Source organism: Rhodospirillaceae bacterium, assembly GCA_028819475.1.
Taxonomy (GTDB): Bacteria; Pseudomonadota; Alphaproteobacteria; order Bin65; family Bin65; genus Bin65.
On record JAPPLJ010000021.1, the window covers coordinates 117626 to 137119 of the forward strand.

The 19494-nt window shown below is 64.5% G+C and carries 18 protein-coding genes, 1 tRNA gene and 1 pseudogene; 13 read left to right on the forward strand and 7 right to left on the reverse strand.

The annotated features are described in order from the left end of the window. Positions 1-107 precede the first annotated feature (107 nt). The 4 genes from OXM58_05565 (at position 108) to OXM58_05580 (ending at position 4210) form a co-directional block, all read left to right on the forward strand. Complete coding sequence (locus OXM58_05565) at positions 108-986, forward strand: oxaloacetate decarboxylase (GenBank protein ID MDE0147820.1); 879 nt, start codon at positions 108-110, stop codon at positions 984-986. Positions 987-1011: 25 nt separating this feature from the next. Further along, positions 1012-1698, forward strand: a complete 687-nt coding sequence (locus tag OXM58_05570) for an isochorismatase family protein (GenBank protein MDE0147821.1) — start codon at positions 1012-1014, stop codon at positions 1696-1698. Between the two features lie 83 nt (positions 1699-1781). After that, on the forward strand, positions 1782-2810 hold the full coding sequence (locus OXM58_05575) for a GTP-binding protein (GenBank protein MDE0147822.1): 1029 nt from the start codon (positions 1782-1784) through the stop codon (positions 2808-2810). A 32-nt stretch (positions 2811-2842) separates the two neighbouring features. Then, a complete protein-coding gene (locus OXM58_05580; GenBank protein ID MDE0147823.1) occupies positions 2843-4210 on the forward strand; it encodes an amidohydrolase family protein in 1368 nt (455 codons plus the stop codon). 21 nt (positions 4211-4231) lie between these two features. Here OXM58_05580 and OXM58_05585 read toward each other — a convergent pair whose 3' ends face one another. Continuing rightward, positions 4232-5524 (reverse strand): aryl-sulfate sulfotransferase, encoded by a 1293-nt coding sequence (locus OXM58_05585; protein ID MDE0147824.1) that lies wholly within the window; start codon positions 5522-5524, stop codon positions 4232-4234. Positions 5525-5801: 277 nt separating this feature from the next. Here OXM58_05585 and OXM58_05590 point away from each other — a divergent pair, with 277 nt between their 5' ends. Then, complete coding sequence (locus OXM58_05590; GenBank protein ID MDE0147825.1) at positions 5802-6254, forward strand: S8 family serine peptidase; 453 nt, start codon at positions 5802-5804, stop codon at positions 6252-6254. 135 nt (positions 6255-6389) lie between these two features. Then, a complete protein-coding gene (locus tag OXM58_05595; GenBank protein ID MDE0147826.1) occupies positions 6390-6692 on the forward strand; it encodes a DUF2285 domain-containing protein in 303 nt (100 codons plus the stop codon). A gap of 315 nt (positions 6693-7007) precedes the next feature. Here OXM58_05595 and OXM58_05600 read toward each other — a convergent pair whose 3' ends face one another. Genes OXM58_05600 through OXM58_05610 form a run of 3 tightly spaced genes read right to left on the reverse strand, consistent with a single transcriptional unit; the run spans position 7008 to position 8246 of the window. Then, positions 7008-7184 carry a hypothetical protein gene (locus tag OXM58_05600; protein MDE0147827.1) on the reverse strand — a complete coding sequence of 59 codons (177 nt, stop codon included), beginning with the start codon at positions 7182-7184 and terminating at the stop codon, positions 7008-7010. After that, positions 7177-7869 (reverse strand): thermonuclease family protein, encoded by a 693-nt coding sequence (locus tag OXM58_05605; protein MDE0147828.1) that lies wholly within the window; start codon positions 7867-7869, stop codon positions 7177-7179. Before OXM58_05605 ends, OXM58_05600 begins: the two co-directional genes overlap by 8 nt. A gap of 50 nt (positions 7870-7919) precedes the next feature. Then, positions 7920-8246 carry a hypothetical protein gene (locus tag OXM58_05610; GenBank protein ID MDE0147829.1) on the reverse strand — a complete coding sequence of 109 codons (327 nt, stop codon included), beginning with the start codon at positions 8244-8246 and terminating at the stop codon, positions 7920-7922. Positions 8247-8500: 254 nt separating this feature from the next. Here OXM58_05610 and OXM58_05615 point away from each other — a divergent pair, with 254 nt between their 5' ends. Continuing rightward, on the forward strand, positions 8501-8674 hold the full coding sequence (locus OXM58_05615) for a hypothetical protein (protein MDE0147830.1): 174 nt from the start codon (positions 8501-8503) through the stop codon (positions 8672-8674). Positions 8675-8958: 284 nt separating this feature from the next. Here the strand turns inward: OXM58_05615 and OXM58_05620 are convergent. Beyond that, a tRNA-Ser gene (locus tag OXM58_05620) sits at positions 8959-9047 on the reverse strand. A 541-nt stretch (positions 9048-9588) separates the two neighbouring features. On the opposite strand from OXM58_05620, the pseudogene rplU reads away from it, so the two are divergent. The 6 genes and pseudogenes from rplU to OXM58_05650 all read left to right on the forward strand — a co-directional run bounded on the left by rplU (position 9589) and on the right by OXM58_05650 (position 15214). Beyond that, positions 9589-9888 (forward strand): annotated as a pseudogene (gene rplU / locus OXM58_05625) (50S ribosomal protein L21). 446 nt (positions 9889-10334) lie between these two features. Then, positions 10335-10595: a 50S ribosomal protein L27 gene (gene rpmA / locus OXM58_05630; protein MDE0147831.1), complete on the forward strand. Its 261-nt coding sequence runs from the start codon at positions 10335-10337 to the stop codon at positions 10593-10595. A gap of 106 nt (positions 10596-10701) precedes the next feature. Beyond that, complete coding sequence (locus OXM58_05635; GenBank protein ID MDE0147832.1) at positions 10702-11679, forward strand: isopenicillin N synthase family oxygenase; 978 nt, start codon at positions 10702-10704, stop codon at positions 11677-11679. Between the two features lie 247 nt (positions 11680-11926). After that, the gene (locus OXM58_05640; GenBank protein MDE0147833.1) at positions 11927-13102 is read left to right on the forward strand and encodes a tyrosine-type recombinase/integrase; all 1176 of its coding nucleotides are present in this window, start codon (positions 11927-11929) and stop codon (positions 13100-13102) included. Positions 13103-13114: 12 nt separating this feature from the next. Then, positions 13115-14326, forward strand: a complete 1212-nt coding sequence (locus OXM58_05645; protein MDE0147834.1) for a tyrosine-type recombinase/integrase — start codon at positions 13115-13117, stop codon at positions 14324-14326. Positions 14327-14359: 33 nt separating this feature from the next. Beyond that, positions 14360-15214 (forward strand): tyrosine-type recombinase/integrase, encoded by an 855-nt coding sequence (locus OXM58_05650; GenBank protein MDE0147835.1) that lies wholly within the window; start codon positions 14360-14362, stop codon positions 15212-15214. A gap of 243 nt (positions 15215-15457) precedes the next feature. Here the strand turns inward: OXM58_05650 and OXM58_05655 are convergent, their stop codons facing one another. Together OXM58_05655 and OXM58_05660 are read right to left on the reverse strand one after the other, a co-directional pair. Then, the gene (locus tag OXM58_05655) at positions 15458-16774 is read right to left on the reverse strand and encodes a hypothetical protein (GenBank protein MDE0147836.1); all 1317 of its coding nucleotides are present in this window, start codon (positions 16772-16774) and stop codon (positions 15458-15460) included. Positions 16775-16825: 51 nt separating this feature from the next. Further along, positions 16826-19494, reverse strand: a 2669-nt coding sequence (locus tag OXM58_05660; GenBank protein ID MDE0147837.1) for a class I SAM-dependent DNA methyltransferase, incomplete at its 5' end; no start/stop codon positions are given.

Sequence of the window (19494 nt, forward strand, 5' to 3'; positions counted from 1 at the left end):
GATCTACTGCTCCAGGGGTTCGAGAATCGGGTCTGGGATGTTTGGGAAACCGCTACGGCGGAAGGGTTGCGAAGCGCATTTGCAGGGCCGGTCGCGGCCGGGAGCCCATGAGGCATAGCACCCGCCTGAAACAGCTCCTGGCGAAGCGTGACGCCGCGATCTTGCCCGGTGCCGCCAACCCTTTGACGGCAAGAATCATCGCCGAACTGGGCTTCGACTGCGTCTATGTCACCGGCGCGGGTATCGCCAATATGAACCTTGGCGTGCCCGATATCGGCCTGGTGTCGCTCAAGGAGTTGGTCGACTGTGCCGGCGCCATGCGGGACGTGGTCGATCTGCCGCTCCTGGTGGACGCCGATACCGGGTTCGGCAACGCGATCAATGTGGTGCGTACGGTCAAGCAGCTCGAAAAGGCGGGCGCCAGCGGCATTCAGTTCGAAGACCAGGTATTCCCGAAACGCTGCGGCCACTTTGCCGGCAAGGCCGTGATCGAGAAGGCCGAGATGGTTCAGAAAATCAAGGCGGCCGTCGATCAGAGGATCGATGGCGACGTGGCCATCGTCGCGCGCACCGATGCACGCGCGGTGTTCGGTCTCGACGCAGCCATCGACCGCGCACAGGCCTACATCGAGGCCGGGGCCGATGCGACTTTCGTGGAGGCGCCGCTCGACCGGGGCGAGCTCGAAAGGATTGCCCGCGAGCTTCCTGCGCCGCAGATCGCGAACATGGTGTTCGGCGGGCAGACCCCGCCCGTCAGGCAGCAGGACCTGGCGACGATGGGATTCGCCGGCGTTCTCTATGCCAACGCCGCGCTTCAGGCGGCGGTCCACGGCATGCGGGAGGTGCTCGAAGAGCTGAGACGAAGCGGCAGCCTCGACGCCGTCCGGGACAAGGTCGCATCCTTCGAATCGCGGCAGCGTCTCGTCGGCAAGGGTGCCTATGATGCACTCGAGTTACGCTACGCCGGTCGGCCCCCGGGCGGTTGAGCGCCACGGACAGGAGGCAACGCACATGAATCCCTGGGACGGCGTCGTTACCGAAGAGGAAAAGGAAATCTATCGCGCCGCCGGCTTCGGCAAGCCCTCGGGATTGGGGAACCGGCCGGCGTTGCTGATCATCGACGTCCAGTACCGCACCGTCGGAACGAAACCGGCGCCTTTCTGGGAGGCGGTCAAGGAGTTCCCTACCGCATGCGGCCAGGTCGGCTGGGATGCAGTCCGCAACATCGAGAGAGTCCTGGCGCTGTTTCGGGAGCGCGGCTGGCCGGTACTCTATCCCTACGTATCCATGAAAGAGAGCTTCGACACCGGCCGCCTTGCCGAAAAGGTGCCGGCGCTCATGACGGTCGCCGCCAAGGGCTACGAATTCGTCCGCGAGACCGCTCCGCGGGAGGGTGATATCCTGTTGCCCAAGAAACACCCGAGCGCATTCTTCGGGACTCCCCTTGCCAGCTATCTCGTCGACCTGCAGGCCGACACCCTCGTGGTGACCGGCTGTACCACCAGCGGCTGCGTGCGGGGAACGGTGGTGGACGGGTTTGCCTACAATTTCAAGGTCGCCATCCCCCATGAGTGCGTGTACGACCGCGGACCCACCGCCCATGCGGTCAATCTCTTCGATATGAGCGAGAAATACGCGGACGTCATGACCACGGAGGTATGCTTGGCGGCACTGGGCGATTTGGCTCCGGCAGGCTGAGCGACGAGACAAACACGCGAGCGTATTGTTGTAGCGCGTGGGGCAGGCAAGGAATGGATCTCGGAACGCAGCCACACACTGGCGTGACCGTCATCACCGGATATCTCGGCAGTGGCAAGACGACCCTGCTTCGCGGTCTCCTCGCCTATCCGGACCTCCGCGACACGGCCGTCATCGTCAATGAGTTCGGTGAGGTCGGCCTCGATCACCTCCTGGTAGAAAGCGGCAGCGAGGACGTTGTCCTCCTGGACTCCGGTTGCCTGTGCTGCACCATGAGCGATAGCCTGGCCGACACCTTGGCCGACCTCATGTTTCGTCGGGCCCGTCGCGAGATTCCGGCGTTTCGACGCGTGGTCATCGAGACCAGCGGCTTGTCGGATCCGGCGCCGATCCTCCACTGCCTGCTGACCGACCGGCTCGTGAAACAGCACTACCGTCTGGACGGACTGGTCACTGTCGTCGATGCGTTGCACGGGCTTGAGCAACTCGACACGACGGCCGAAGCGGTCAAGCAGGTCGCCATGGCCGACCGGCTGGCCATCTCCAAGACCGACCTGGCCGCGCCTGAATCGACCGGGGCCCTGCGCACCCGGCTGGAGGAACTGAACCCAAGGGCGCCGATTCTGAAGACGATCAACGGTGTCGTGGATGCCCCCCTGGACTTGATCGAAGATCGCATGACGCACGACCTTGATCTGGCCGCTGCCGGTAACGACGGGGATCAAGAGAAGGCCGAACACCGACACGACGGAACCCACGATCACAGTGCCCACAGCCATGTTGGAACCTGCACCTTCGAGCTCGCCCAGCCGGCAACCTGGGCCGGTTACGACTACTGGGTGCGCCTGCTCAAGCAATATCGCGGCGCCGACCTGCTGCGAATGAAGGGCGTCCTGCAGTTTGAAGACCGGGCGGCGCCTTACTTCGTTCAGAGTGTCCAGCACGTTTTCGGCATGCCCGAGCCGATGAAGGCCTGGCCGTGGCCGGATCAACGGGGCCGGCTGGTCTTCATCACCCTCGACATCGACCGGGCGACGCTGGCGCGGTCGCTCGAATGCCTCTATGCGCCGGCGGGTATCCCCCGGCCCGTCTCGGCCGGGGATGCGCTGTAAGGACGGGGACGAACGAGACAGGGGAACGGCGAATGGGATTCGACATCAGGGTGAGCGGCGGGACGGCCATCCTGCCGGACAGGGGTGAGGTCCGCTGTGACATCGGCATCCGCGACGGACGGATCTGCGCGATCCTGCAACCGGGGGAAGAGGACTCCGACACCCATGAAACGATCGACGCGACCGGCAAGATCGTCTTTCCCGGGCTGATCGACGCTCACCTGCACTTCGGATTCGCGGAAAAGCCCGACGAATACGCCAGCGAGACCGCCTCCGCTGCGATCGGCGGTATGGCAACAATCCTGAGCTACTTCCTGAACAACGAGCCTTACAGCGATGTCTTCAAGGCGGAACTTCCGGACGTCGAGGAACGCGCTCACGTGGATTTCGGATTCCACTTCTCGACCGCCAAGGAGGTTCATCTCGAGGAGTTCGAGCGCTGCGTGAACGAATACGGCGTGACCTCCTTCAAATACTTCATGAATTTCCGCGGCGACGCCGGCCGCTACCTGGGCCTCGACGGCACCGACGACGGCTACATGTACGATCTGCTGAAAAGGGCGGCGCGCTTTCCCGAAGCCGTCGTCGTCATGCACACCGAAAACATCGAGTTGGTGAACCGCTTTACCCAGCGGGCCATGGCCGCGGGCAAGGACGGGCTGCATGCCTTGGCGGGAGTCAAGCCGGACTTCACGGAATCCGAGAACCTTGTGCGCGCAATGGTGTTTGCGGAGCATCTTGGCGCCCGCATCTACATTCCGCACCTCAGTTGCCGTTCAGGCCTGAACGAGGTTCGTGCGTACCGCCAGCGCTATCCGCATGTCTACGTGGAGACCTGCCCGCACTACCTCACACACACCATGGATTCGGACCTGCCCGCCAGCGTCGGCAAGGCGAACCCGCCGCTCCGGACCCAAGATGACGTGGAGGCCCTGTGGGAGGCCATCGGAGACGGCACGGTCGACGTGATCGGTTCCGATCATGTGCCGCGCAAGAAGCAGACAAAGATGACCAACATCTGGAAGTCTTCCCAGGGATTCCCCGGGACGGCGACAATCCTGCCGGTACTCCTTTCGGAAGGCTATCACAAGCGCAGCCTGTCTCTCGCCCGTATCGCCGAGTTGTGCGGCAGCCGGCCGGCGGACATATTCAATATCAGTGCGCGGAAGGGGCGCCTCGTCGTCGGCGCCGATGCCGATCTGACCATCGTCGATCTGGACCTCGAACGCGAGGTCCGGAACGCGGAGCTGCTCAGTTACTCCGACTACACGCCCTACGACGGATGGACGTTGAAAGGCTGGCCCGTGCTGACGATGTCCCGCGGCACCACGGTGATGCGCGACGGCAAGATCGTCGGCCTCCCCGGCCACGGCATCTACCTGTCGCGCCCCTATTCTTGAAGGCGCGGCGTGAACAAGCGGTCAGACGCGGAACTCCGACAGGTGCGGTGGCACTACTTCCTTTTCGGAGTGTAGCGTGCCCTCGGGCGCCCACGAATACGGAACCGGCTGCGCACGGTAGATCCAGTTCCGTCGTCCCTTGAAAACCCACTTGCTGGGTCCATCGTCGTCTGCCGCGTCTCCGGCCGCTTCCGCGAAATATGGATTGACATATTCCCACACGATTTCGCCATCCGGCATGACCTGGAAAATTCTGCCGTGCATCCCCTCGCAGATTAGGGTGTTGCCGTTGGGCAGTCGGCGTGCGCTGCTGATGAACGAGCTGTAGAACGTCCAGTACTGTTCCCCGCTCGAGGCGCCGTCATACTGCCAGACCACGTCTATCGAGACGGGGTCGATCTCAAGTATCCGAGAACCGCCCTGAAATTCGAGATTGACTTGCGGATGGCCAGCGGGGCCTTGATTGTCGAACACGAGGATGTTGCCAGCGCCGGGCAATCCCCCGGCAATCATGTGAGCGTCGTGTTGGCCGGAAGTGTGATCGACCGGTCGGGGCAGTGCGCGCGGCGATTCCCGTTTTGAAAAATCATAGGAAGACGAATGTGTCGGCCCGATTCGCCAGACAACATCACCGCTGGCACGCGCGATTATCGCGATGACGTTCGAGTCCCGGTCGTCGATCAGGATGTTGTCCGGATGAAACCGGTCGTCTCCAGCTGCGTACCATTTGTTTGGCCCCAGCGGCGCCATGTTGTTTAGCGCGACGACGCGACGGCGGGGTCGCGACCTGTCGCCAAAGACAAACGGAAGCATCTCATCGGTAAAGCCGAGTTCGTCGAGGTGGTCGCAGCAAAACCATTGCCACACGATATCGCCATCGGGGTTTACCTCGTAGATTGCCCCGTCGCCGACCGGTCGATCGGATAGTCGCGGCACGATCCGGTCCGCCCCTGCCAGAACGAGTGTGTTCCCGTTCGGCAACCGAGCCTGGTCATGAACCTGACGCGCCTTACCGTCAGGCGCTGTTTCGCCCCACTCCCAGACGATGGAGCCGTCCCAATCGAGTTCGATGAACGTCTCGTTTTCGAAAATCCCGGGTTCCTTCTGAGCCAATATCCGGCCGCGAACTCCGCCGACGAGGTCCGGATCGATCATTTCAACCGGAAAGCCCGAATACGGCCAGCGGTTGATTACGGTACCGTTCATGTCGATCAGGAACGAATCCGCATTTCGGCCGTCGAACAGCACATAGCAGCCGTGCGCGCGTTCGGGGTCGTAGCGCGTGACTCCTGTGGGAAACACCGACGGAGGCATACTATTCCCTCCAATTGCTCCCGAGCGACGCTGGTTTGCGCCAGTGCATCGCTCTCGGCGCCAAGCCAATAGTCTTTATCTACCAGAAAAGGAATCATTTCTGAATGGCGCTGAAAACGCCCGCCCCACCCGTTCGGACCGATTGCCATCCTGCTCGGGCCCCGCGGCGAGAACTGGCTGCCGGTGCACGGCGCGCTCGGCCTCGCCCACCGGAGGAGGCGGTGGCGGCCGTACCGTCGCGGGCAGCGGTTCCGGCCCGATCAGGGGAAGCCGATATGTGGACACGGGGCTGTTCGGGCGCCTGGCGGCACGGCAGTGGAGCCTGGGCCGGATCCGGGCGGAGGCCGCCTGGCGACGCTTCGCACAGAGAGCCGGCCGGGAGGTTGCGCCGGGCGCCGGCCAGACCGTCGGCGTGGTCGACAGCGGGATCGACCGGGGCCACCCGGCGTTCTGCGGCGGGTCGGCGGCCTGCACGAAAACCGTCACGGGAGTATTTCTCAGGGGCACGACCGACGAGACCGGCGCCAGAAGCACCCACGGCACGGCGGTCGCCGGCGTGATCGTCGGGCGGTTGCAGGATGCGTCGGGCGTGGCGTGGGGCGCCGACGTCGCGATGTTTGCCATTCCCCTCGGGTCCGGCAGCGGCTACAGCCCGGTATCGCTCGCCGGGCTACCAGCTGGTCCTGACGCTCGACTGGTCGCGGACCGAGTCAACCATCCCGCTTTATGACCGCAAGCTGCTCCAGGTCCGGCTCGGGCTGCACCGGCTGTTTTGAGACCGTCGGAGACGAACAGCATTGCGGGGCCGGCCCGGCTGACGGGCACCGGGCGGTAATGGGCACGGAGGACGGCGATACGCGGACTTGTGGCGGGTCGCCGGCCGCGCGCGCCCTCCTCGAACGGGGGGGGGCAGGGACGGGAGGATCGCGCGTTGGTGTCGGTGCTAGACGGGCTCGCGGCGGAGAAGTCGCACCGCTGGATGGCCGAGCGTATCCGGGGCAGGGCGAGGGTTGCCTCGGAGTGGATCTCCGAAAGCTGGATGCGTGCACAGGTCCGGCGCTGGATCCCGAAGGCCAGGGCGCTTGCGGGCGGTGGCTGGCGCGACCTCGTGCCCCGCCATGTACCAGAGTTGTGGCGGGACGCGTCGATCACGGGGCCGGACGCCTAGCGGCCGTTTGCCCGGCTGCAGGCGGGTAATCGCATTGTAGCATCCGCCGTCCGGCGCTACCGTCGCCGGCGCCGAATCGGAAACGTTGCCGCAATCCGGGCGGATGCGGTGGAAAAGCAGGGTCGGGAGTTTGATTCAATTGGCTTGCGGATTGAAGACCGATGGGCATGGCCTTGGACCAGGTGATTGTAAACGTAGCAAAAACACTTATCTGAAAGATCATGACAAAACGCCCTCGGGGAACCACTCCCGGCGGCGTTGGCGCTCTTACAGACCGCTCCTGCAAATCCAGTTAGGTAGCATCGAACTGAACCGCTACCTTGTCGTGGTCTGCTTCGCCGTTTCCATCTCTTTCGCCAGTTGACGCGCCTTCGCGGCCAGCTTCCGCTTCACCTTGCGCGCGTGCTTGTTGGGCGACCTTTTGGCTTGGCTTTCGAACACCCTGGCGAACAGGTTCATCGGCTCGCCGGAGGACTTGATCCGGTCATTCATCGGGCTTCGCCAGCCGCTCTCCGCGGCGCCATTCCCACGGCATGACGAACGGACCTTGCCATAGCCCGATCTTCGCCTTCTTGGCCTTCGCCTCCACCTCGACATACCGCTTCGAGTATTCCCGGTAAGCGACGGCGAAGCCCTGCCCCACCCTCCAGCGGTTGATGTCAGTGCCGTCCGAGGCGTACCGGTATCCGATCCTGCGGCCGTAGCGCCCCGGCTCCGGCTCGAAGTCGCCCCGGATATCGCCGGCCGCTATCATCAGCCTGAGCGCCGCGGTGGCGATCGCCCGGCAGGGATACGAGCGATCCTGTGCGTTCCGGCAGGACTGGCCGGACTCCGGCGCGTCAATGCCCTGCAGGCGCACCGTGACGCCGTTGAGGACGAGCGTGTCGCCGTCCAGGGCGCGGGTATCGGCACCACTGTCCTGCTTCTTCGGCTTGACCGGCGCCGCCCTTCCGCAATCGCCCTGGCCGCGTTTCGGGTGACGCCCGCCGCTGTCCAGGCACGCCTCGATGGTCGGGTAAGCGGTGAAGCTCTTGGTCCGGCCGTAGTATTGGCCGCCCGGGCAATGGCAGAGCCCCGACTTGGACTTCTTGACCGGTCCCGCTACCGCTGCCGTTCCGGCTACCAGAAGGGCCAGAGCGGTCGCTGCTGCAATCCAAATAGTAGGGTAGTGAGTCACTTAGACTTTCTAATCTTGAAGCGCCGGCCGGGTCCAGCGGCCGGCGCTCTTCAATTCAGGCACTTCACGATCGAAGCATACTGGGCCGGCAGGATTGCCAGGGCAATCGCCGTGCGCGTCGGGTCCTGAACCGACATGAGGATCTGCCCGCTCGCCCGGTGGGTCGCCAAGCCGAAGATCGCGCTCTTCCGCAGCGTCTTGTAAATCGCCCGGTTGTCCCGCCCCCGGTGAACGAAGGTGATGAACGTATTGCCGCAATAGAATTCAAGCAGCCTGGACGCCGGGAACGGCTTCTCCGGCACCACGGGCACGCGCTCGCTCGCTGTCGCGGCCGACAGGCCAGCGATCAGCACGACAATCGACAACAGGACTCTCATGGCAGCCCTCGGGGACGGTGCGGGCCGCAGCTGGCGCCGGGCCGTTGCCATCACGCACGAGGCTATCGTGAGAGATCCCGCCTATTCGCCCAGGCCGGGTAGCTACTCCCTGCCGTAGAGCGGGCTGTTGTATTCGGCAGGCGACCCGACAGAAGCGGGAAGCCTCGTTTGTGATGGCAGAGAAAAGCCTACGGCGGTTGCCGCGGGGAGTCCAGCACGGTAGGGTGCTGCGCTCGATCGAGAGGACAGGCCCCATGAAGCGGAAGCCCCAGGCAAAGACACGAAAGCCACGGGTGCGGCTCAAGCCGTCTTCCTATCAGCCGAGCAAGGCGGAACTGGAAGAGGATGTGCGTATCGACGCCACGCCCGAAGCGCTTCTGGCGGCCGCGGTGCGCTCCGTTGAGGTCGAAATCAAGAAGGAAGCCTGAAACGGCGGAAAACCGCCGATTGTTACTCTAGTCTATAAATCCCAAAAAATTGGGTTGCCATAAACGGGAAATTTACGGTCGCCGCCAACAGAAGATGCCGGCTGGTGTGGGGAATGGAAACAGCGCCCGGATTCGGTGGACTTACCGGAACAAGAGCCGCCTCCCCGGCTCCGGCTTTCAACAGGGCGAGCCGGCATCGGTGCCGTCGCGTAGGTTCGCTTGTGGGGTCTATATTCCCTGAAATTCCCTAATCTATTGAATAATAGTCATTTTTATTGATAAAGTGGCGGAGAGGGTGGGATTCGAACCCACGGTACGCAAAGCGCACAACGGTTTTCGAGACCGCCCCGTTCGACCACTCCGGCACCTCTCCGCGGCCGCCCGCTTCTACCCTTGCCCGCAGCCGCCGCTGCGCCGGTAAACCGGGCGAGCGGGGGCCGGTGCGCAGGCACGGACGGCGGCGCGGAAGGTAGGTCGGCGGCGGCGCGGGTGCAAGCCGGGGCCGGCCCGGCGAAGGCGCGACCGATTCGGCCCTGTGCAGTATTTTCCAAGGCCGTCCTTCGAGACGGGGCTTCGAGACGCGGTTCTGCGAACCGATCCTCAGCCTCTCCTCAGGATGAAGCTGCAAATTTGGCCAGACCCCCAACCCTTCTTCCTGAGGAGGGCGTTGAGGAGTCCCGGACTTGATCCGGGGCGTCTCGAAACGCCCGTCTCGAAGGACGGTGCGGCATTTTCCGGGGCGGGTCGGGCCGTGGAATCGCCCTTCGCGGCTTGACAGGAACCGGCGGCAACTTTACGTCCCGGCTGCCCGGTCGAACGGCGCCCGCCGCTCGGCCGCCCTTTTTATCCGGGCCTTTATGTTTGGGCTGCCCGGCGCCGCCCCGAAGAGCCGTCCAGAAGATCGGTTTCCAGCCATGCACGCAATCATCCGCACCGGCGGCAAGCAGTACCGCGTGGCCGAGCAGGACGTCATCCGGATCGAGAAGATCGTCGGCGACGAGGGCGAGGTCGTCCTGTTCGGCGAGGTGCTGGCCGTGGGCAAGGAGCTCGGCACGCCCATGGTGAGCGGCGCAAGCGTCGCCGGCCGCGTGATCGCCCAGACGCGCGACGGCAAGATCGTCATCCTCAAGAAGAAGCGCCGCAAGAACTACCGGCGCAAGCAGGGCCACCGCCAGGACCTGACGATCGTGCGGATCGAGGAAATCCTGACCGGCGGCCGGAAGCCGTCGGCGGCGAAGAAGAAGGCGGCGAAGAAGGACGCGGCGAAGGCCCCGAAGCCGAAAGCGGAACCAGAAGCCTCCGAACCGAAAGCGCCGAAAACCGAAACCAAAGTCGAAGCCAAGGCCGAAGCGCAGCCCAAGGCAAAGGCGGCGCCGAAGGCCGAGGCGCCTTCCGGGGCCGACACGCCGGCCTTCGAGCGGCCCGACGGCGAACCGGACGACCTGAAGAAGCTGCCCGGCGTCGGCCCGGCGACCGAGAAAAAGCTGAACGCGCTTGGCATCGCGACCTACGCCCAGATCGCCGCGCTGACAGCCGAAGAGATCGCGCAGGTCGATACCGCCCTGAAGCTCAAGGGCAAGATCGAGCAGGACGACTGGCCGTCGCTGGCAAAGGAGCTGGCGGGCAAAGGCTGAGCCCGGCAAGGCAGGAGCAGGACACCATGGCCCACAAGAAAGCAGGCGGCAGCTCGCGCAACGGCCGCGATTCGATCGGCCGGCGGCTCGGCGTCAAGAAGTATGGCGGCGAGAAGGTCATCCCGGGCAACATCATCGTGCGCCAGCGCGGTACGAAATTCCATCCGGGCGACAATGTCGGGATCGGCAACGACCACACCCTGTTCGCGCTCGCCGAAGGCCATGTGAAATTCATCCGCAAGGCCAATAACCGCACATTCGTGAACGTCGAGCCCGGCGCGGCCTGAGGCGCCCGCGCGGCGCGGCCGTTCGAGACAAACGGGGATGGCGGGAGCCCGGCGCGGCTCCCGTTTTGCATTGCGCCCACAGAAAATGTCGGATACCGGCGGACCGATGACCGCCATACCGCAGCTCAGCATGGCCGACGCCGGCGATGCGGACGGCCTCCGGCGCCTCGCCGCCGGAATGGCCGAAGCCTATGGCGCAACCGGCTTCGCCTATATCGTCGATCACGGGATTCCGGAGCGCGTCATCGGGGCGCTGTTCGACGCCTCGCGGCGGTTTCATGCCCTGCCGCGGGCGGTGAAGGACGCCATCGCCGTCAACCGGCACCATCGCGGCTATATCGGAGCGGGCGCAGCGACCGACCGGGCCTCCAGCGTCGAGGCCGCGACCCGGCCCAATCTGAGCGAGTCCTTCATCAAGCTGTCCGACACGCCGCCCGGCCGTGTGGCCTGGCCGCTCGACGGACCCAACCGGTGGCCCGGCCTGGAGGGCTTCCGGGAAGCGGTGGAGGCGTTCGAGGCCGCGGCGGAGCCGGTGGCGCGCCGGCTGGTGGCGGCGATGGCCCTGGGGCTGGGCGCCGAACCGGGCCGCCTGCTCCGGCTGTTCGAACCGCCGACGGCCTGGCTGCGGCTGCTGCGCTATCCGCCCCGCCCGGTGGACGCCCCGCCCGGCCGGTACGGCAGCGCGCCGCATACCGATTTCGGCTGCCTGACCCTGCTGGCGCAGGACGATGCCGGCGGGCTGGAGGTCCAAGCCGCCGACGGAAGCTGGATCCCGGCGCCGCCGGTCGCGGGCGCCCTGCTGGTCAACACCGGCGACATCGTGCCGGTGTGGAGCGGCGGGCGCTGGCGCTCGACGGCGCACCGGGTCGTCAACCCGCCGGACCGGGACCGCTATTCGATCGCGTATTTCTACGATCCCTGCCCCGACGCCGTCATCGCGCCGCTTGACCGCGCGGCCAATCCTGCCCCCTTCCGCTTCGGCGATCACGTCATGGCCCAGCTCGACGCGACCTATGCCTATCGGCAGAGCCGAGACCCGCGGACTATTCCCGATGCCGATGCTTTGCGATCACCAAAGCCATAGCAAGGCAGCCGCCCTTCGATACGCCCCGGATTAAATCCGGAGCTACGGGTCCTCGCAGACAAGAGCCGCCGCGATTTGACGTCCGGCGACGTGTTCGAGATAAGATATTGTAAAATATCGTATATTTTTTCTCTCACCGGCATACTGCCTCTTGCAATCCTGCCAGACAATCTCCACGTTGACCCCGATTTTTGATGTCGCTCGTATGCGGTTTGATGACCGACATGCGGACCTGCCGGAGAGGACGATGCCGAAGCGGAGCACGCTCAGGCTCACCAAGCGGATTGTGGAACGGCTCAAGGCCGACGGCAAGGACGCGATCTTCTGGGACCGCGACCTCGCCGGCTTCGGCGTGCGCGTCCACGCCACCGGGCGCAAGCTCTACATCGTCCAGTCCCGGGGGCCGGCCGGCCTGAAGCGGGTGACCCTTGGCCCGGTCGATGGCGAGACCATCGAGGCGCGCCGGCGCGAGGCGGCCGAAGTCATCGACCGCATCAAGCGGGGCGAGGACCCGAGGCCGGCGCCCGAGCCCACCGTCGCCGATCTCGCGGAGCGCTTTCTCGGGAACCATGTCGAGGTCCGGTGCAAGCCGAACACGGCGAAGAGTTACCGGGAGGTGCTGCACAACCACGTCCTGCCGACCCTGGGGAAGAAGCCGGTCGGGAACGTCGTGCCCGAGGACGTCGCGGCGCTGCATCACCGGCTGCGCGACAGACCCTCTGTGGCGAACCTTGCCGTCTGGGTCCTGTCCAGGATGTACGTCCTGGCCGAGGCCTGGGGGATGGCCCCGCCCGGCCGCAACCCGTGCCGCCATGCCCGTTACTACCGCAACAAGTCCCGCGAGCGCTTCCTGACGCCGGAGGAGTTCCGGCTTCTGGGAGCGGCGCTCAGGCGGTTCGAGGCCGAGGGTTCGATGATGCCGTCCGCGATCGCGGCGGTCCGCCTGCTGATGCTGACCGGCTGCCGGTCGGACGAGGTCCTGTCCCTGACGTGGGACGATGTCGACCGCACGGCGCGGGTCCTGCGCCTGCGCGACGCGAAGACCGGCCCGCGCATGGTGCCGCTGACCGGTCCGGTGCTGAAGGTGCTGGACGGCATCGAGCGGGCGGAGGGCGTTCCGTGGGTCTTCCGGGGCGCCAGGGCCGGTTCCCGGCTGGCGTGCCTGTCCTGGCACTGGCGGCGGATCAAGGAGGAGACAGGCCTTCGCGACGTGCGGGTGCACGACCTGAGACACAGCTATGCCTCGCGCGCCCTGGCGCTCGGCGAGAGCCTGCCGACGATCGGAAGGCTGCTCGGCCATGCCCGGGTCGGCACCACCGCCAAATACGCCCATCTGGTGCGCGACGCCGAGAAGGCCGCCGCCGCCCGCACCGGCGACAGCATCGGCGCCCATATCCTGCCGGGCCGCGCCGAGGCGGCGTGAGGAGAGTTACAGATGGCAGTCCGGCAGAAGACCCTTTCCAACCGCACCGTGGCGGCGCTCAAGGTCGAGCGCGACACGGTGTTCTGGGACCGGGACCTGCCCGGCTTCGGGGTCCGGGTCTATCCCTCCGGCGGCAAGGTCTACGTCGCCCAGGCCAGGGAGCGGACCGGAAAGAAGCTGCCGAAGCGCGTGACGGTCGGCCGGCACGACGTGCTCAATGCCGACGAGGCCCGCCAGCGGGCCGCACTCATCATCGCGCGCATCCGGGCGGGCGAGGAGCCGCTGCCCCTGCCGCTCGCCGCCCGGGCGAACGGCGGCCCGACCGTGGCCGACCTGACGGCGCGCTATCTGGACGAGCATGTCGAGGTCCGGCTGAAACCGGGGACGCAAGTGCGCGTGAAGGGCGTGCTGCGCAACCACATCCTGCCCGCGCTCGGCAGATTGCCGGTCGCTGCGGTCGAGCGCAGCCATGTCGTCGCGCTGCAGCAGACGCTGAGCGGCCATCCGGTGACGGCGAACAAGGCCGTCAAGGTCCTGTCGCACATGTTCCGGCTGGGCGCGGGCTGGGGCCTGGCGCCGGAAGGCTCCAATCCGTGCCGGTCGGTCGAGCAGTTCCCCGAACGCCGGCGCGAACGTTTCCTGACCGACGCCGAGTTCGCCCGGCTCGGCCGGGTGCTGGACGACTCCATCGAGGGCGGGCGGGGTTCGCCGGCGGCCGTGGCGGCGATCCGTCTGCTGATGCTGACCGGCTGCCGCAAGAGCGAGATCCTCGCCCTGCGCTGGCCGGACGTCGACCTCGACGCCGGCGAACTCCATCTCGCCGACGCCAAGTCCGGGCCCCGTGCGGTCCAGCTGCCGCCGACCGCCGCGCGGCTGCTCGAAGCGCTGCCGCGGCGCAAGGACAGTCCCTGGGTCTTTCCCGGCAACGGCCGGGACGGGCATTACAGTGCCGAGGGCCTGGACCGGGTGTGGCAGACGGTCCGCGCCAGGGCCGGGCTTGGCGACGTCCGCCTGCACGACCTCCGGCACTCCTTTGCGTCCCGCGCGCTGGCGCTCGGGGAGACCCTGCCGGTGATCGGCAAGCTGCTCGGTCACAGCGACATCGAGACGACCGCGCGCTACGCCCATCTGGCGCGCGACTCGGTGCACGAGGCAGCGGACCGGATTGCAGAGAGCATTGCGGCCGATATCTTGGAAGAACGCGACACGGATCACAGACCATGACCCGGCGGCGGCCGCGGCAGCCGGAGCCCGACCGTGGCCGATCTGGCGCAGCGGTTCCTGGAGGAGTATGTCCCCGCCCACTGCAAGCCGGGGACCCGGACGGTCTACCGCAGCGCGCTCGTGAACCACGTCGTCCCGCGGCTCGGCACCCGCCGGGTGGCCGATATCGAGCGCGCCGACATCGTCGCCCTGCATCATGCGCTGCGGGCGACGCCCTACCAGGCCAACCGGACAGTCCAGATTCTGTCGCGCCTCTTCACCCTCGCCGAGGTCTGGGGCCTGCGCCCGGACGGCTCCAACCCGTGCCGGCACGTCAGGCGGTTCCGCGAGGAGAAGTGCGAGCGCTTCCTGTCCGACGCGGAATACGCGCGCCTCGGCGCGGCCCTGAAGGCGGGCGAGGCGCAGGGGCTGGAGCCGCCCGAGGTTATTGCGGCGATCCGGCTGCTGATGCTGACCGGCTGCCGGCGCTCGGAGATCCTGACCCTGCACTGGGACCATGTCGATCTGGAGGCCGGGGAGCTGCGCCTGCCCGACTCGAAGACCAGGGCCAAGACGGTGCATCTGGGCGACCCGGCGATCGCCGTGCTGCGCGCCATCCCGCGGCGCGACGGCGATCCCTTCGTCATCGCCGGGAGCGCGCCCGGCCGGCCGATGAAGGACCTGCACCATTACTGGCAGCGCATCCGCCGGCGGGCCGGGCTGGAGGGCGTGCGCATCCACGACCTGCGGCACAGCTATGCCAGCGGCGGCCTGCTGGTCGGCGAGGGGCTGCCGATGATCGGCAAGCTGCTCGGCCACACCAACGTGCACATGACGGCCCGCTACGCCCATCTCGCCAACGACCCGCTCAAGTCCGCCGCCAACCGGATCGCGGAAGTGTCCGGGTAGCCGGCACGGCATGGTGTCCGGCGCCCCACCACCGCGTCTGGGGGGCGACCGCACGCTCAAAGTGAGATATTCTCAGTCGGAATTGGCAGAAGCGCCAAACCGGACCGTGGTCCCTCCATTCGACGGCAATCGCAAGATGGTGCTGCTTGTGGGCATGGGCCTGTACGGTCATTGCAAACGGGAACAAGGGGCGCAACGGATCAGCGGCTTGATTGACAAGTACCGAAGAGTGGGCGGTCATCCTCAGGTACGCCCAGCTTTGCGCTCCAGATTTCCCCGAAGGCGTGCATTTTCTTTCACTATCCTGTCAATATGCTCATTTTCTATTCCCACTGAACGAAGAAGAAATAGCTGAAATAGTGCTTCGAGCTTCGAATTCAACTCGAACAACTCATCGGTATCGGGAACGAAGTCTCCATTCCGTCTATAGAGATGGGCAAGATAATTCCTGGCACTAACAATTTTTTTGGCAAAACAATCTACTTCGTCGTCACTGCCAAAATGTCTTTGAAATGGCTCTATCATTTCTTTCAGTCTGTTTACAAGATACACCTCTTCTGGATTATATGATTCTTTATGTATCGCAGCCATTCCTTCTACAAGAAGGAGAAACCTTCTTTCCAAGTCCATCGTATAGTCGAGATTCGAAAGAAAGTAACGATTCAGAATTGATTCATGTGAATCATAAATTCGAAGCCACTTTCTAAACACATCCTCAACACGTTCCCTAATTTCAAGAAAAACAAAAAGCATTTCGTCCGATCTCGCGTTGCGGTATTCATCTGAATAAGGAAATTCTCTGAAGTAGATTTTCACTGGAACTCTATAATCTTTTCTTCCCCCATGTCGCTTTATTTCGTCTGAATATCCGGAAGCAGAATCGATGAATGCTGTTCTCGTAGTCACAAAAGAAAAGAAATTTCTTATCTTGTGAGCGAGAGACAGAAAGTCATCCAGAGGCTTTTCGCTTTTGGAACTGAAGACAACAAATGTCTTTTGGGTGATTTTCGCTTCATCGATATTAAAACCTGTCGGTACATTGGAAGAAAAATTGAATTTCATTTGAAACTCATCGGAAATCTTTATCACTACAGGCTCCGGAAGGGAATAGTTTATGGAAACACTCTTATCCTCGTTATGCGTCACCATAATGCCAGATTTTCCCAGCCACTTGTTCATGCCTTTTAGAGAGAATTGAAATTCGGAAAAAACAATATCATTTTCTTTTCCATATCCTACTCCAATGAATGCCCACTTAGCGCTGAAAATAGAGGTTGATAATCCACTGACAAATTCGGCATTTGTATTCCTCTCTGAGCAACCTTCTAAAGTCACTATACCAATTCTTGTTACTCCGATAATGCGCTTGAATTCGATTAGATCACCACCCATCCAAGGATCGCCAAGCGAACGCGCGCCGACAAAACCGTGACCTAAGGAAGTCATTTCAAGAGTTACCGCTCCAGACTCCGAAATGCGCAGAAACCCTGGAAAGCGTTTTTCGGGGTCTTCCGGCAGCCAGAAAAAACCTGTCTCCTCGACAGGCTTCGAAACTATCATCGGAGTTTCTCCGTGCTCGCGATTTTTGAACATGTTTGATGCATAATTTGCCTATTGCGCTGTCAAATTCATCGCCAGCAATTCCCCCAACGCTTCGTCTTCCGCAATCCCCACATCCCATCCGTAAGCTGCCGCTACGGCCGCGTCCAGTGCCGCGTGCGCATCCGTCAGCCATTGCGGGCGGGTGTTGTAGAGAGCGGTGAGGGTGCGGGTCTTGAGGGCCTTCGCGGCATCCTCATCGCGCGGGACGGGGCGCTTCGGATAGCCCGGCGCCGGTTCGTCCAGCCACTGCACCCATTCGGGCGGGTTGAGCCAGCGGTCGCGCAATTCGACCAGCCGGCGGGCGGCTTCGGCGATGGCGACGGCGCGTGAGTCTTCGGCGTAGTCGGCGGCGGGGATGTCGGGCGAGAGGCCCTCAGGGAAGGGGAAGGTCTCGAAGGTTGTCGATGGGGTGTAGCGCGGGCGGTCTTCCAAGCTGGTGCCAAGGCGTAGCGACCATGCCTCGTGAAACCGGCTGTGCAGGATGCCGAACGTCGTGTCGTCGTCGCGGGCAATGACGATCAGTTGATGGTCGGGGCAAACACCCGAATAGAGCCACACGAACAACCGGTGCTTGGAAACGGTCGGCGTCGCAATGAAGCGGGGCAGACCGTCGAGCGCGCGCCACATGCCCGGACGAGTTTCGCCATGTCGCCACCAATATTTCCGGTGTCTCTCCCGACGCCTCTTAAGGCGCACTGGCTTCACATGTTCGACGACGTGGGCCAACGGAGCTTCGTAAAGCGCCGCTTCGGCCTCCCCCATGTCCTCGCCGAAGTCGATTATCCAGTTGCCCGCCGGACGCCGTGTCAGGTCCATGCCGTTAAACCGAGGCTTGAGAACATCGGTGTTCGGACGCCCGTTTGGGTTGGCCGGAAGCCGAAGCCATTCCCGCGCCAGATCGCCGGAAACATCGAATGGGCCGTTCTTGTAGACGCCCAGGAACGCCGTGGCGCGGTTCGTTTCCAACCGACCCGCCCGCGTGAGATCGGGGCCGACATCGCTGAGATCGGCGTGGATGCGCGCCGTTTCCCTGCCGTTCAAGCGAATGGTCAGGTCCGCACCCTCGCCGGCGAAACACACCAGCGACACCCGCACCGCCGCGCCGTCGATAACCCAGGGTTCGTCGGACCAAGCGTCGAAGATCGCGCCACGCTCGGCGATCCGGTCGAGCACCGCCCGATTGTTGCCGCCGCGAATCGAGTTGGTCGCGACCAGACCGGCGCGGGCAATCTTCCCTCCGGCGATCAGCTTGCCTGCCTTGCGAAACCAGTAGCAGACGAGATCGGCCGACGCCGCGACGGAACCCCGATAGGCGCGGCGCAGGCGCTCGGTGTATTCGTGGCCGAGCCCGTCCCGCATCACCCGGTCGCCCAGAAACGGCGGGTTGCCGATTACGACGTCCGCTTCCGGCCAGTCCGGTTCTCTCCCGTCCGGCGCGAGAATGGAGTCGCGGCATTCGATATTTTCCAGCGGTTTCAGGATCGGGTCGCGCGCCGCCTCGAAGCCGTTGCGCCGCATCCACTGGATTTCGCCGACCCACACCGAGACGCGCGCCAGTTCGGCGGCGTAGGCGTTGATTTCGATGCCCTTTACATTCTCCGGGCCGATTGCGGGAAATGCGCGCGGCAGGCCCATCGCCTCGGCTTCGAGCTGGACCCGGTGCTCGATGTCCTTGAGCGCGTGCAACGCGAGATAGAGGAAATTGCCGGAGCCGCAGGCCGGATCGAGCACCGTGAAGCCGCGCAGCCGTTCGAGAAAGGCGCGCAGCCGGCGTTCGGCCCGCCCACGCGCGCCGGTTCGCGCCGCCTTCGATTTGGCCGCGCCGGCACGTTCGAGCGTGCGGGCGATTTCCGCCTTCGCCGCTTCCCATTCGGCGAGCAGCGGACGCACGACGACCGGCTCCACGATCCGCATGATCTTGTCGCGGTCGGTGTAGTGCGCGCCGAGTTGCGAGCGCTTGTCCGGGTCGAGGCCGCGCTCGAACAGGGTGCCGAGGATCGACGGGTCGATCTCCGACCAGTCGAGCGCCGCGGCCTTGAGCGCGGTCTCGATCCCGGCCCGGTCCAGCGGCAGGGCGCTGTCGTCGTCGAACAGGCCGCCGTTGAACCAGGCCACCGCCTCGAAGCCGATCCGCCCGCCGGCCGCCATCGCGCCGAACAGGTCGCGGGCAAGGTCCGTAAAGCCCTCCGGCCGCCGGCGCGCGTGTTCGAGCATCCGGGTGAACATGTTATCGGGCAGCAGGCCGATATCCTCGGCGAACATGCAGAACACCAGCCGGTTGACGAAATGGGCGACCGCCTGCGGATCGTGGCCGCGGTCGCGCAGCGAATGCGCCAGTTCCGCGAAAGTCGCCGCCGCGCGCTCGGTCAGCGCCTGCCGGCTCTCGCCGGGCCGCAGCCGCTCCGGGTCCGACATCGCCCATTTCAGCATGTCGCGGATCGCCGCGTCCGCCAGGTCGTCCAGCGCGAACTCGCGGGTCTCGCTCACGCTGTTGGTCCAGGCAGTGCGGATGCGGAACCGCGCCATGTCCGAGACGATCAGCAGGGGCGGGTTCTCCAGCGCCAGCGCGTATTGCCGGAGCTGGTTGAACGCCGCGTCGAGGTTGGCGTGCCTGCCCTTGTATTCCCAGGCGAAGCAGCCGCGCTTCCACACGTCGGCCCAGCCGTCGCCGCCGGTGT

Bases quoted from the DNA above. Each gene is read 5' to 3' on its own strand.
- OXM58_05615 (MDE0147830.1), top strand. From the start codon at position 8,501: ATGAAGCGGAAGCCCCAGGCAAAGACACGAAAGCCACGGGTGCGGCTC.
- OXM58_05570 (MDE0147821.1), top strand. From the start codon at position 1,012: ATGAATCCCTGGGACGGCGTCGTTACCGAAGAGGAAAAGGAAATCTAT.
- rpmA (MDE0147831.1), top strand. From the start codon at position 10,335: ATGGCCCACAAGAAAGCAGGCGGCAGCTCGCGCAACGGCCGCGATTCG.
- OXM58_05645 (MDE0147834.1), top strand. From the start codon at position 13,115: ATGGCAGTCCGGCAGAAGACCCTTTCCAACCGCACCGTGGCGGCGCTC.
- OXM58_05635 (MDE0147832.1), top strand. From the start codon at position 10,702: ATGACCGCCATACCGCAGCTCAGCATGGCCGACGCCGGCGATGCGGAC.
- OXM58_05610 (MDE0147829.1), bottom strand. From the start codon at position 8,246: ATGAGAGTCCTGTTGTCGATTGTCGTGCTGATCGCTGGCCTGTCGGCC.
- OXM58_05585 (MDE0147824.1), bottom strand. From the start codon at position 5,524: ATGCCTCCGTCGGTGTTTCCCACAGGAGTCACGCGCTACGACCCCGAA.
- OXM58_05655 (MDE0147836.1), bottom strand. From the start codon at position 16,774: ATGATAGTTTCGAAGCCTGTCGAGGAGACAGGTTTTTTCTGGCTGCCG.
- OXM58_05600 (MDE0147827.1), bottom strand. From the start codon at position 7,184: ATGAATGACCGGATCAAGTCCTCCGGCGAGCCGATGAACCTGTTCGCC.
- OXM58_05580 (MDE0147823.1), top strand. From the start codon at position 2,843: ATGGGATTCGACATCAGGGTGAGCGGCGGGACGGCCATCCTGCCGGAC.
- OXM58_05565 (MDE0147820.1), top strand. From the start codon at position 108: ATGAGGCATAGCACCCGCCTGAAACAGCTCCTGGCGAAGCGTGACGCC.
- OXM58_05640 (MDE0147833.1), top strand. From the start codon at position 11,927: ATGCCGAAGCGGAGCACGCTCAGGCTCACCAAGCGGATTGTGGAACGG.